This window comes from Pseudomonas sp. 15C, from assembly GCF_055484735.1.
In genome coordinates this window covers 47,800-60,535 of record NZ_JBUDGD010000034.1, presented here as the reverse complement: position 1 = coordinate 60,535, position 12,736 = coordinate 47,800, and the positions used below count along the sequence as shown (strand labels likewise).

The window sequence follows — 12,736 nt, the reverse complement described above, 5'->3', positions numbered from 1 at the left end:
GTCGCAGCGGCGGGCGTTGTTGGGGATTTCGCAGTTGATCATGCTCGGGGAGCTGGCGGTGAATCGGGCTTTGGATAATTTGCAGTTGCCGGAGTGATGTAAGTGCTGGGGTTGGCTGGCGGATGACTTGGGGGCTGTGAGCAAGCGCGGCCCTCACCCCAGCCCTCTCCCGGAGGGAGAGGGGGCCGACCGAGGTGTCTTTCGTGATACATCGACCTGGAAGACCTTAGTGATTATGGCTTTGGTGAGCTTCAGCGATTCTGGATTCAAAGCGTTACGTTCAGGTCGCCGTCACTCTCGAATATCCCCGAATCGGTTCCCTCTCCTGGGGGAGAGGGCTAGGGTGAGGGGCTGTCCGTTCGTGTCAATGTCTCCAGCCTGGTCAAGGGCGGCGCATCCTGACTTTAGCGAGATGGCGTCTGATTTATTTTCCGCTGTCGGCCAATAGCGGCCTTTCGGGTCCGAGTTTCGATTGGCTCAGACTCCAGAATTGAATCTACTGACCCAGACGAAAAAAGGCGCCAACTTGGCGCCTTAACACTATCAAGCGATTTTGATCACGACCTTTCCAAATGCTCCCCTCGCGAGATGCTCATAAGCCTTGCGTGCGTCCTCGAACGGATACACCTGATCAATAACGGGACGGATCTTGTGTTCGTTGAGAAACGCGTTCATCCGGTCAAAGGATGAACGCGGCGCCACGGCGATTCCGCGAATGGTTGTCTGGCGGAAAATCAGTGGCATCAGATTCAGTTCAACGGTTTGCCCTGTCAAAAAACCGATCTGCGCAATACGCCCTGATGCCTTGGTGGCTGCTACCGAATGATTGATGCCGCTGCCACCGGCCACATCGAGTAGCAGATCCACGCCCTTGCCATCGGTTAGCTTCAGCACCTCGTCCGCCCAATTCGGAGTTGTTCTGTAATTGATTCCTGCCACAGCCCCGAGCGCCTTCACGGCTTGCAGGTTTTGGTCGCTACTCGACGTTGCAATTACCTTCGCGCCAAGCGCTGTAGCGATCTGCACGGCAAATATTGATACCCCCCCGGTGCCTTGAACCAATACGGTCTGACCCGACTGGATTTGTCCGAAGTCGACCAGCGAATACCAGGCCGTAAGTGCAGCAATAGGCAGTGTTGCCGCCTCTATGTCACTCATGTTGTCCGGGGCACCGACGGCGCTGTCCTCATGAATGATCATGTATTCGGCCAAACCGCCAGGCAACGGCGAACCGAAGCAGTAATCGGGTTCGTTCGGCCCTGGCTCGCCATCCAGCCAACGCGAGTAAAGATGCGAGTTGACACGATCACCGACCTTAAAGCGCGTGACGTTGTCACCAATGGCTACCACCGTGCCGGCTGCATCGCTCACCGGAATCAATGGCTTGGGCACCATGTGCGGTTCATAAATGCCGTCGACAATTGCCTTGTCGCGAAAGTTGAGCGAAACAGCACCGACCTTCACCAATAATTCGCCAGCCTTGGGTTGCGGGGTCGCCACCTCCTCCAACTGCAGATTGTCGAGTCCGAAATCTTTCAAAAACCAAGCCTTCATTGCGAGTCTCCCAATACATATCAATGGTGATGAACCAAGCCGGTTCAGCCTTGGGTGCATTTTTCGCTGTTGAGGGCGCGCAATAAATGCGGGGAAAAAGACATGATTGTTCTATTCTTGGACAACAATCATGTTCAACCTCTTAGTCACTTGGGTTCATAGGAAAGTCATGGAATTGCTTCAATCGATGCGACTGTTCGCCAGGCTTGCCGAACTTGGCAGCTTTACCAAAGCTGCGGAATCGCTAGACATCGGGCGACCTCAGGTCACTCGATCTATCCAGGAGTTGGAAACGTCATTGGGCGTGCGCTTGTTCCAGCGCACCACAAGAAAGGTAGCCCTCACCGCCGAGGGCGAGAGGTTCTATGAGCGGGTACAAGAAATTCTGGCGGGTATTTCTGCTGCGACCTCAATGTTCGATCGCTCAGGAGCAACGCTCACAGGCCGACTTCGCGTCGATATTCCAAGCGCCTTCGCGCAGATGAAATTCATCAATAGCCTTAAAGAGTTCACCGTCTGCTACCCAAACATCAACATGATTCTGGGCGTGACTGATCGGGCCGTCGACTTGATCGGCGAAGGCGTCGACTGTGCGTTGCGTATCGGCGATCTACCGGATTCGACCTTGATCGCTCGCCCTGTTGCGATGGCGACCATGGTGACGTGTGCCGCGCCCGATTATTTGAACGAGCATGGCGAACCCAAGACACTCGGTGAACTGGCTTCCCATCGAGGCGTCAACTTCTTGTCCGGCCAGAGCAACAGAACATTACCCTGGCATTTTTCGGTCAAAGGTCAGGATCGATCCTTTGTGCCTGATGCCGGCATCACCGTCACCGAGTCGAATGCGTACGTTCAGTGTGGCGTGTCGGGTTTCGGAATAATCCAGGCACCCGGGATAACCGTGTCCGAGCATTTGGTCAGTCGCGGTTTGGTGGAGATTCTAAAACCCTATCGGCCAGCCCCTCGTCCTGTGTCGTTGCTATACCCGAGCCGGGCTCATCTCGCTCCCCAGGTTCAAGTTTTTATTGAGTGGCTGCAAACGCGTATTCCGCAGCTTCATTCTGACTGGCTGGAAGCATAGCGATCATTGAGCCCCGTAAAAGTGACTGCGGGTCGGGAATGCTCACATCATCAATGCCTGCTTATGCGCCGAAAGCAGACGCCCAGGTCTTAGCCATCAAATCATGTATGACCTACTATCCGTCCGCACCGCGGCCCTAACAAAGATCTGCTTGCAAAGCTTTATCGTCAGTTTCCTGGATACTTGCTGAATTATGACCGACACACGATGGACGCTACATTCGAAAAGTTTCTGCGCTAGCGTCTTTGCTGGATTTAGCGCGACGACGACGGCCAGGCGGTCTTTGATTGACCATTAACGACAAGGCAGGCTTTGCACCGGCCTTGCCCCGACGTGAAGCGTCTGTTCACTCGGTCAAAAGAGCGATCAACCCCGCCTCCACATAACTGCCAATCAACTCATCAAACAACCCAATATCCCCCCGACTGCGCGCGATCAATTGCGCACCGGCCACCGCCGCGTAAATCGCTCGAGCACGCGTTTTACAGCGTTCTTCATCCGCCGAACCAGCGCTGACCAACACCTCGGTCAGCCACTCGATATTCGCCTCGGCAAACCGCTTGACCTGGGCCTTGACCTCGTCCGGCAGGTCTTGATATTCGGCGGCCATGAAGCTGGCCAGGCACAGCCGGTTGCCACTTTCCAGCGAGGTGCGAAAGATCGACGGATACAGCGTCAGGCAGCATTGCGCATCGGGATTGGCCTGGCGAATGCCTTCGAGCACTTGCGCCGCGTCCTGCCAATAGCGCTCGGCAACGGCGGCGCCCAGATCGGCTTTGCTCGGGAAGTGGTAGTAAATACTGGCATTCTTGATGCCCACCACTTTGCCGATGCTGCGGAAATTGATGCCGCTGTAGCCATGCAGCTGCGCGGCTGTTTTAGCCGCCTCCAGAATCGCTTCGCGCGCGTTCACACTCATTTTCATGCCCTCAATGCGTTCGATCATGGCGCGGAGTGTACGCTCAGAATGATTACCTGCCAATTGACAGGTAGGGGTTGACACTTGGTAAAACTGGTCGCAATCTTGCACCTACCAAATGACAGGCAGGTAACCCAAAATGACTTATTCCAGTGCTGTGATCGACCTTTCTCCGCTGCCGATGATGAAAATTTACGACTGGTACAACGGCCCCTACCCGGCCCGTGTGCGCATTGCGCTGGCAGAAAAATCACTGCTGTCGCGCATCGAGTTCGTGTCGGTCAACCTGTGTACCGGCGAGCACAAGCAAGCTGAATTCCTGCGCCTCAACTACTCCGGCACGCTGCCGTTGCTGGAGTTGCAGGACGGCACGCTGATCGCCGAGTGTACGGCGATCACTCAGTACCTCGACAGCCTCGATGACAACCCGACGCTCACCGGCCGCACGCCGGTAGAAAAAGGCCTGATCCACATGATGACCAAACGCGCCGAAATCGAATTTCTCGACGCGATCAGCGTGTACTTCCACCACGGCACACCGGGCCTTGGCCCAGAGGTCGAGCTGTATCAGAACGCCGAGTGGGGCCTGCGCATGCGCGACAAGGCTGTGCGCGGCATGCACTACTTCGACAACATTCTGCGCGATCAGCCTTATGTCGCCGGCGAGGATTTTTCCATGGCTGACATTGCCGTGTTGGGCGGGATGATATTCGCGGCGCTGGTCGATCTGCCGGTGCCTGATGAATGTGTCGCGTTGAAAGCCTGGCATACGCGGGTGCAGGCGCGCCCAAGCGTGCAGCAATGGCGGGCGATGGTTGAGCACGGAGATGCGCAACGCCAATAAACCCACAGTTGCCGCCCCGCTTCAGGGGCGGCAATGATCAATCCTCCCGACACAATCTGCGAGCGAATAACCTACGCTCTAGCGCAATCCTCTTGAATGCTTGCCTGATCCTCTGGACTTGCACCGCCGTGGATACCCAACGCACGCGCGAGGCCATACAGTCCGATAACAACCGCAACCGCGCCCACACGCACGCGAAGCGGACTTCACAGCGCGCCAACCTCAGTGACAAACACGCTCACTGGCGCTGCGGCCCATGCTTATAAAAATGCACGTCAACCGATGATCAGGCGGGTGAACCCATGGAACTACGAATCAACCAGAAGACCGTTCAGGTCGATGCCGACGCCGATACGCCGCTCCTTTGGGTGTTGCGCGATGACCTCGGCATGACCGGCACCAAATATGGCTGCGGCCTGGCCCAGTGCGGTGCCTGCTCGGTGCTGGTCGACGGCAATGTGGTGCGCTCGTGCGTCACGCCGGTGGCCGGTGTGGTTGGCCGCGATATCACCACCATTGAAGCCATCGAATCCGACGAGGTGGGCAAGCGTGTGGTCGCGACCTGGGTCGAGCTGCAAGTTGCGCAATGCGGTTATTGTCAGTCCGGGCAGGTCATGGCCGCGACCGCGCTGCTCAAGCACAACCCCACGCCGAGCGATGCGCAGATTGAGGCGGCGATGGTCAATCTGTGCCGCTGCGGCACTTACAACGCCATTCATGCCGCCGTGCATGAGCTGGCTGGCAAGAGGGACGCCTGATGAACGTTTCCAGCGAAACCACTGCACAATCCTCGTTGCCTGACCTGACGACGCCGATCAACCTTTCCCGCCGCCGCTTTCTCACCGGTACCGCCGTCGGTGCGCTGGTGCTGGGCTTCGGTCTGCCACTCGGCGCGCCCCGCGCATTTGCCGCAGCAGCGGCTGCCACGACCAGCGAACGCGGTACGCAGGTGCCGGCGTTTCTCGAAATTCGCCCGGACAACCGCGTGCGCCTGATGTGCCCGTTCATGGAAGGTGGCCAAGGCACTTTCACGGCGATGGCGCAGATTGTCGGCGAAGAACTCGACGCTGATCCGGCGACGTTCCTGGTCGAAGCCGCGCCGCCCGGCGAGGCGTACGTGGTGATGGACAACGGTATGCGCATTACCGGCGGCAGCATGTCGGTGCGCATGAGCTATCCGGTGATGCGCCGCCTCGGCGCCCTCGCCCGCGCCATGCTTCTGCAAGCGGGAGCCGAACGGCTCGGCGTGCCGGTGAGCGAACTCAGCACCGAACCGGGCAAAGTACTGCACGCCGCATCCGGCCGCTCGCTGACCTACGGTGAGTTGGCCGAACGCGCAATGGACCTGCCCGTGCCCGACCCGGCCAGCGTCAAGCTGCGCGATCCGAGCCAGTTCCGCTGGATCGGCAAACCGGTCAAGCGCATCGACGCTTACGACAAGTCCACTGGCAAGGCGCTCTACTGCATCGATCTGACGGTCGACGACATGCTCCACGCCGCCGTTCAGCATGCGCCGCGTCTGGGCATGACCGTGGGCAATCTGCGCAACGAAGAGCAGGTCAAGGCGATGAAAGGCGTGCATTCGGTGCACCGTCTGCCCGGCGCCGTGGCGGTGCTCGCCGAGCGCTGGTGGCACGCCAAACGCGCGGTCGAGGCGATTCAGGTCGACTGGCAAGAACCGGGCGCCGACAGCCCGGTCCGCGTGATGCCGGCGGATTTTTCCAGCGATGCGTATTTCAAGCGTCTGGCTGCGGAAAAAGGCCCGGCCCGTGACGATGAAAACGAGGGTGACGTGGCTACCAGTCTGGCCAACGCGAAAACTCGCGTCGACGCGACGTATCACAACCAGTACCTCAATCACGCGCAACTCGAGCCGCCGTCGGCGCTGGCCCGCTTCAATGCCGATGGCTCGCTGGAAGTCTGGCTGCCGAATCAGGCACCGGACCTGTATCGCGCCGACATCGCCAAACGCACCGGTCTCGAGCTTGGGCAAATCACCCTGCACTCGCCGCTGCTGGGCGGGTTTTTCGGTCGGCATTTTCTCTACGACTCGGCCAGTCCGTACCCGCAGGCCATCGAGCTGGCGAAGGCTGTCGGGCGTCCGGTCAAACTGATCTGGAGCCGCGAAGAGGAATTCCTGCGTGATGTGCTGCGCCCGGTGGCGGCGGTCAATTTCCGCGCAGCGCTGGACAACGATGGCTGGCCGTTGGCAATCGAAGCGATCAGCGCCACCGAAGGCCCCACCGAAGCCATCGCCGGCAAGCAAGGCGAAAAGCTCGACCCGACGGCGCTGGAAGGCTTGTCGGGCAAGTCCTATGCAGTCGCCAACAAGCGCATCGCGCAGATCTACGTCAAAGGCCCGGCCATGCTCGGTTACTGGCGTTCGGTGGGCAATTCGCTGAACGACTTTTTCTATGAATCGTTCCTCGACGAACTGGCCGACAAGGGCGGCAAGGACCCGTTCGACTTGCGCCTGCATCTGCTGCGTGACAATGCTCGGCTGACCACCCTGTTGCAAGCGGTGGCCGAATTGTCGGGCGGCTGGAAGCGTGGACCGTTTACTGCCGAGGATGGCAGCCGGCGTGCGCGCGGTGTGGCGATGGCGTCGCCGTTCGGCACCGAGACGGCCGTGATTGCCGAAGTGTCGATCGAAAACGGCCAGGTCAAGGTGCACGACATCTGGCAAGCGATTGATCCTGGCAGCATCGTCAATCCGGCGATTGTCGAGGCGCAGGTCAACGGCGCCGTGGCGTTGGGGCTGTCGCAGACGCTGGTCGAGGAAGCCGTGTGGCTCGATGGCAAACCGCGCGCGCGCAATTACGACCTGTATCCGATCCTGCCGCCTTCGCGCATGGCCAGGGTGCATGTGCGGGTGGTCGAGAGCGGGGAAAAAATGGGCGGCATCGGTGAACCGCCACTGCCTGCCGTCGCGCCGGCCGTCGCCAACGCGGTGGCCGCACTGACCGGGCAGCGAATTCGCAGCCTGCCCATGAGCCGTCACACCTTTAGCTGATCAGCGCCGGAGCGTTTATGAACAACAGCCGATTCGCAAGAACCGCTGGCTGGCTGGCCGTGCCGTGTCTGATCGCGGCAGGTCTGCTGGCCTGGTATGTCACCCGCGAGCCTGTCTCGCCCCTGGAAAAGCCACCGTTCAGCGTGGCCGACATCGACCCCGGGCTGGTCACCCGCGGCGAATACGTCGCCCGCCTCAGCGACTGCGTCGCCTGCCACAGCGTGCCGGGCGGCGCGCCGTTCGCTGGCGGCCTGGAAATGGCCACACCGCTGGGCGTGATCCATGCGACCAATATCACCCCGGACGCCGACACCGGGATTGGCCGCTACAGCCTCGCCGATTTCGACCGTGCCGTACGCCATGGCGTAGCGCCGGGCGGTCGGCGTTTGTACCCGGCGATGCCGTATCCCTCGCATGCCAAGCTCAGTGACGACGACGTGCGCGCGCTGTATGGGTTTTTCATGAAAGGCGTGGCGCCGGTCAAGCAGACCAACCAGCAGAGTTCGATCCCTTGGCCGCTGAACCTGCGCTGGCCGATTGCGATGTGGAACGGCGTGTTCGTCGACGCCGAACCTTACGCCAGCAAACCTTCGCAGGATGCACAGTGGAACCGCGGCGCCTATCTGGTCCAGGGCGCCGGGCATTGCGGCAGTTGCCACACGCCACGCGGACTGGCCTTCAACGAGAAAGCGCTCGATGAGTCCGGCCAACCGTACCTCGCCGGCGCACTGCTCGACGGCTGGTACGCGCCAAGTCTGCGTGACGATCACAACACCGGACTGGGCCGCTGGAACGAGGCGGAAATCGTCCAGTTCCTCAAGACCGGGCGCAACCGCCATGCGGTGGTTTACGGTTCGATGACCGAAGCGTTCAACAACTCCACGCAGTTCATGAGCGACGAAGATCTGAGCGCCATTGCCCATTACCTGAAATCGCTGCCTGGCGACCCACAACGTGATGGCCCGCCCTGGCAATATCAGCAAGCGTCTGCCGCGCCAAGCCTGGACAGCCCCGGCGCGCATACGTACGTAACGCGCTGCGCGTCTTGCCACGGTGTCGACGGCAAGGGACAGGCCGAATGGATGCCGCCGCTGGCCGGCGCCACTTCCGCGCTGGCGAAGGAACAGGCATCGGCGATCAACATCACCCTCAACGGCTCGCAACGGGTCGTCGCGGCGGGCGTACCGGACGCCTATCGTATGCCAGCCTTCCGTGAACAGCTCTCGGATCAGCAGATCGCCGAGGTGCTGACATTCATGCGCAGTACCTGGGGCAATCAGGCCAGCGCGGTCGATGCCGCGTCGGTCGGCAAACTGCGCGAACACACTGATCCGGCGAGCAGCAGTCCGATCATTTTGCAGATGCGTTAGGAGCGCTGAGACTGCAATTGCCGGTCCCGCGTGGGACCGGCATTTTACTTTCAATGAGTCGTCACAGGCTTTGTAACCGGCGACTTGTCTCAACCGATCAATGCGGACTGGCCACCGGCCGCACGACAATCTCACTGACATCCACATCGTCCGGCTGATCAATCGCGTAAACCAACGCTCGCGCAATCGCATCGGCACCCAGCGCCACGCTGCGGAACGCGCGCATTTCTTCACGCGCCACCTCATCGGAAATCGAATCCGCCAGTTCGGACTCGACCACGCCCGGGCAAACCACGGTCACGCGGATCTTGTCCGTCTCTTGGCGCAGGCCGTCGGAGATGGCCCTGACTGCGAATTTGGTGGCGCAATACACGGCGGCGGTCGGTGACACCGCGAGGCCGCCAATCGAAGAAATGTTGATGACCTGGCCGAAGCCTTGCGCTTCCATTCCCGGCAACACCGCGGCAATACCGTGCAGCACGCCACGCACATTGACGTCGAGCATCTGGTTCCATTCATCGACCTTCAGCGCAGCCAGTGGCGACAGCGGCATGACCCCGGCGTTGTTGATGATCACGTCGACCTTGCCGTGCTGCGCCTTGGCAAATTCAACGAAGGCCTGCATCGAATTCATATCGGTCACGTCGAGTGCGCGAGCGCTGGCCGAGCCGCCTTCGCTGCGGATCTCGCCGACCAGCTTTTCCAGGCGTTCGGTGCGGCGGGCACCGAGTACTACGTGAGCGCCTTTGGCTGCGATCAGTCGTGCGGCGGCTTCGCCGATACCGCTGCTGGCGCCGGTGATCAGTACGACTTTGTTGTGGATGTTCGACATATCCGTTTCTCCTGCTCAGTGCATGGAAAGTCAGCCGGGCCGCGTTGTGCGGGGTGTTGGCTGGGTACGTCGAAAAGCTTAAGCGCGCAGGCGCGGTGGACGCGTGCCGAAAGCTGCGTGAGGTTTGCCTATTCGTGTCTGAGTGCGCGGTGATGGTTTATCGGCGCTCTTCAAGCACCGCGAAATTCGCTGGGCGTTACGCCCACTTCACGACGAAACACCTGCGAAAAGTGACTGGCACTGGAATAGCCGACCTCCAGACCGATGTCGATCACGCTGCGCTGGGACTCGAGCAACAATTGCCGCGCGCGGGCCATGCGCAAGCGGATGAAATACTGCGAAGGCGCCAGACCGGTGGCGCGTTTGAACAGGCGGCTGAAGTGGTATTCGCTGAGCTCGGCGAGCGTTGCCAATTTCGCCAGACTGAATTCGTCGTCCAGATGCGCGGTCATCGCGTCGGTGACTTTGCGCAGTTTGTAAGCCTGCAGCGCGTTGACGCGACGCTCCGCCTGGGTCTCGGCTGGATAGGTACGCAGCAGGTGCACGGCGAGCGCCTGGGCCAGCGACTGGGCGAACAGTGCGCTGGGCGTGCGTTGCTCGATCAGTTCGCTGCGCAATTGCTGCATGACAAACGCTACGTGCGAATCCCGCGCGCCTGAAACATCGCGCAAGCGCAGCGGCGCGTTGGCCTGCCCGGACAGCTCGCGCGAGGCACGTTCGATCAGCGGCAAACCCAGATAAAGGTGCATGACTTCAAAGGTTTCGCCGCCGTGGGTCTGCCAGCGCATTTCGTAGGGTTCATCCGACTGGGTGAGAAAAAAGTCGCCGGCCTTGACCTCGACCGCCTCCCAATCGCCACCCGGCGCCCGTTCTTCCACCCGCGCCGCGCCTGCCAGAACCAATACCAGCAACGGCTCTACCACCGCCGGCACCGTGATCGGCTCATTGATACTGCGATGGCTGAATAGCTGAATCACGACATCGTCGATTCGCGGTCGCGAAGTCAGCGCGAGCGGTTCACCCGGCAGGTAATCAGCCATGGACTCCCCGGTTATGAGCATCTGAGCAGTATTCGCCATGAAAGGGTCCTTCTATTCTCGCAGTTGCAAAATCCGACAATAACCCAGCCATACCTCATATTGGGCGCAAAACTCCGACAGCCCCGGCAAGCCCGCGAAAGTTGTCACCCGCGCATTGCGAGACAGTTGAACCGTCGCCGACGCCAAACGTCGCTGGCAAGGCAATCCTGACTGGATCACAACGTGGAGAAAGATCATGAGCGAGATCAACAACAGCACGCCAAATGAAGTGATGGGCAAAGTGGCCCTGGTGACCGGCGCGGCCAGCGGCATCGGCAAGGCGATCGCCTTGTTGCTGCACGCCCGTGGCGCCAAAGTCATCGCCGAAGACCTCAACCCCGACGTGCAGGAACTGGCCCGCCCCGGCCTGGTACCGCTGGTGGCCGACATCACCGAAGACGGCGCCGCCGAACGTGCAGTAGCGCTGGCGGTCGAGCAGTTTGGTCGGCTGGATATTCTGGTCAACAACGCCGGGATCATCATCAACAAACTGGTGGTCGACATGACCCGCGACGACTGGGAGCGCATTCAAGCGGTCAACGCCACCGCCGCTTTCCTGCACAGTCGCGAAGCGGTCAAAGCGATGATCCCGAACAAGTCCGGTGCGATCGTCAACATCGCGTCCTATGCGTCGTATTTCGCCTTCCCGACCATCGCCGCCTACACCGCCTCGAAAGGCGCGCTGGCACAACTGACACGCACCCTGGCCCTGGAAGTGATCGAACATGGCATTCGTGTCAATGCCGTCGGCGTCGGTGATGTGGTGACCAACATTCTCAACGACGTGGTCGACGATGGTCCCGGGTTCCTCGCGCAACACGGTGAAAGCGCGCCCATCGGCCGCGCCGCGCAGCCGGAGGAAATTGCCGAAGTGGTCGCGTTCATCGCCTCGGACCGCGCCAGTTTCATGGTCGGCGCGGTGGTCATGGCCGATGGCGGCATGACCGTCACCGCTGGCTGACATGGCAACGGGCGCAGGCGAAAATGTCCGGCACGCGCAGCAGGATCAGGCAGATCTGCGGCAGTATCGGCGTAACACTGCGCCCTCCCCGCTGTGTAATCTGAAGATCAGCGACGGGTACCGCCATGGCCCCCGAATTTTTAATGAGAGTTTGCTATGCACCAGAGCGATGCTTCCCTCTTGCAAAACACCGCCCTCTATCGCACTGAACTGATCCGCGCACTGACCCAGCGCTTTGCCGAGCCGGGCATCTACGAGACCGCCATCGCGCCGCTGCATGTGATTCGCATGGACCAGCCCACCGAGCTGATCCACACCGTGCACAAACCGGCGCTGTGCCTGATTTTGCAGGGGCGAAAGGAAGTTGGCCTGGGCGAGGACTGCTACCGGTACGACCCGCTGAATTATCTGGTGGTCTCAGTCACGTTGCCGGTGTCCGGACGAGTCTTGCAGGCGAGCCCTGAGGCGCCTTATCTGTGTATCCGTCTCGATTTCGAAGCCACCGATCTTGCGCAGGTGATCGCCGATGCGCCGCCGACCGGTGTTCCCGACGAGCCTGAGCGCGGGATGTTTCTGGAAACCATCGACGTGCCGCTGCTGGAAACCATGCTGCGTCTGGTGCGTCTGCTGGAAACCCCGCGCGACATCGGCATGCTCGCGCCGCTGGCCCTGCGCGAGATGTACTACCGCCTGTTGCGCGGCGTCCACGGGCGTCGCCTGTATGAACTGGCCATGGGTGATTCGCAAGCGCGCCGCGTGTCGCGGGCGATCGACTGGCTGAACAGCCATTACACCCAGCCACTGCGCATCGAGGAACTGGCGCGCATCGCCAACCTCGGCAGCTCAACCTTGCATCACCGCTTCAAGGCGATGACCGCGATGAGCCCGCTGCAATACCAGAAGCAACTGCGCCTGCAGGAAGCCCGCCGGCTGATGCTCGGCGAGGGGCTGGATGTGGCAAGTGCCTGTTATCGCGTCGGCTATGAAAGCCCCTCGCAATTCAGCCGTGAGTACAGCCGCCAGTTCGGCTCGCCGCCCTCGAAAGATATCAGCAGTGCGCGGAGCCTGGCGTGAGCGACG

The 12,736-nt window shown here is 60.6% G+C and carries 11 protein-coding genes and 1 pseudogene; 8 read left to right on the top strand and 4 right to left on the bottom strand.

Features of this window, described 5'->3' with window-relative positions; genetic code table 11:
- Nucleotides 1–97, top strand: a pseudogene (locus tag ACYYKW_RS17795) (DUF6124 family protein); the annotation flags it as partial.
- A gap of 446 nt (nt 98–543) precedes the next feature.
- Here the strand turns inward: ACYYKW_RS17795 and ACYYKW_RS17790 are convergent.
- A complete protein-coding gene (locus ACYYKW_RS17790) occupies nt 544–1,554 on the bottom strand; it encodes a zinc-dependent alcohol dehydrogenase family protein (RefSeq protein WP_464990695.1) in 1,011 nt (336 codons plus the stop codon).
- Nucleotides 1,555–1,723: 169 nt separating this feature from the next.
- Between ACYYKW_RS17790 and ACYYKW_RS17785 the strand changes: the two genes are divergently transcribed.
- Entirely contained in the window at nt 1,724–2,638 is a 915-nt protein-coding gene (locus ACYYKW_RS17785) for a LysR family transcriptional regulator (RefSeq protein ID WP_336355628.1), read from the top strand.
- 346 nt (nt 2,639–2,984) lie between these two features.
- Here the strand turns inward: ACYYKW_RS17785 and ACYYKW_RS17780 are convergent, their stop codons facing one another.
- Nucleotides 2,985–3,557, bottom strand: a complete 573-nt coding sequence (locus tag ACYYKW_RS17780; RefSeq protein ID WP_464990694.1) for a TetR/AcrR family transcriptional regulator — start codon at nt 3,555–3,557, stop codon at nt 2,985–2,987.
- Nucleotides 3,558–3,741: 184 nt separating this feature from the next.
- Here ACYYKW_RS17780 and ACYYKW_RS17775 point away from each other — a divergent pair, with 184 nt between their 5' ends.
- From ACYYKW_RS17775 to ACYYKW_RS17760, 4 genes are all read left to right on the top strand, one after another.
- Nucleotides 3,742–4,401 (top strand): glutathione S-transferase, encoded by a 660-nt coding sequence (locus ACYYKW_RS17775; protein ID WP_464990698.1) that lies wholly within the window; start codon nt 3,742–3,744, stop codon nt 4,399–4,401.
- A 302-nt stretch (nt 4,402–4,703) separates the two neighbouring features.
- Nucleotides 4,704–5,159, top strand: coding sequence for a (2Fe-2S)-binding protein (locus tag ACYYKW_RS17770; protein ID WP_093101126.1), 456 nt, complete (start codon nt 4,704–4,706; stop codon nt 5,157–5,159).
- Nucleotides 5,159–7,414, top strand: coding sequence for a xanthine dehydrogenase family protein molybdopterin-binding subunit (locus tag ACYYKW_RS17765; RefSeq protein ID WP_464990693.1), 2,256 nt, complete (start codon nt 5,159–5,161; stop codon nt 7,412–7,414). Before ACYYKW_RS17770 ends, ACYYKW_RS17765 begins: the two co-directional genes overlap by 1 nt.
- 17 nt (nt 7,415–7,431) lie before the next feature.
- On the top strand, nt 7,432–8,784 hold the full coding sequence (locus ACYYKW_RS17760) for a c-type cytochrome (protein WP_464990692.1): 1,353 nt from the start codon (nt 7,432–7,434) through the stop codon (nt 8,782–8,784).
- Between the two features lie 97 nt (nt 8,785–8,881).
- On the opposite strand, the gene ACYYKW_RS17755 is transcribed toward ACYYKW_RS17760, so the two are convergent.
- The gene (locus tag ACYYKW_RS17755; RefSeq protein ID WP_336355625.1) at nt 8,882–9,616 is read right to left on the bottom strand and encodes an SDR family oxidoreductase; all 735 of its coding nucleotides are present in this window, start codon (nt 9,614–9,616) and stop codon (nt 8,882–8,884) included.
- A gap of 170 nt (nt 9,617–9,786) precedes the next feature.
- The gene (locus tag ACYYKW_RS17750) at nt 9,787–10,695 is read right to left on the bottom strand and encodes a helix-turn-helix domain-containing protein (RefSeq protein ID WP_464990691.1); all 909 of its coding nucleotides are present in this window, start codon (nt 10,693–10,695) and stop codon (nt 9,787–9,789) included.
- A 196-nt stretch (nt 10,696–10,891) separates the two neighbouring features.
- Between ACYYKW_RS17750 and ACYYKW_RS17745 the strand changes: the two genes are divergently transcribed.
- Both ACYYKW_RS17745 and ACYYKW_RS17740 read left to right on the top strand, forming a co-directional pair.
- Nucleotides 10,892–11,656, top strand: coding sequence for an SDR family NAD(P)-dependent oxidoreductase (locus ACYYKW_RS17745; RefSeq protein WP_093101111.1), 765 nt, complete (start codon nt 10,892–10,894; stop codon nt 11,654–11,656).
- Nucleotides 11,657–11,812: 156 nt separating this feature from the next.
- Complete coding sequence (locus ACYYKW_RS17740) at nt 11,813–12,730, top strand: AraC family transcriptional regulator (protein WP_093101108.1); 918 nt, start codon at nt 11,813–11,815, stop codon at nt 12,728–12,730.
- Nucleotides 12,731–12,736: the final 6 nt, after the last annotated feature.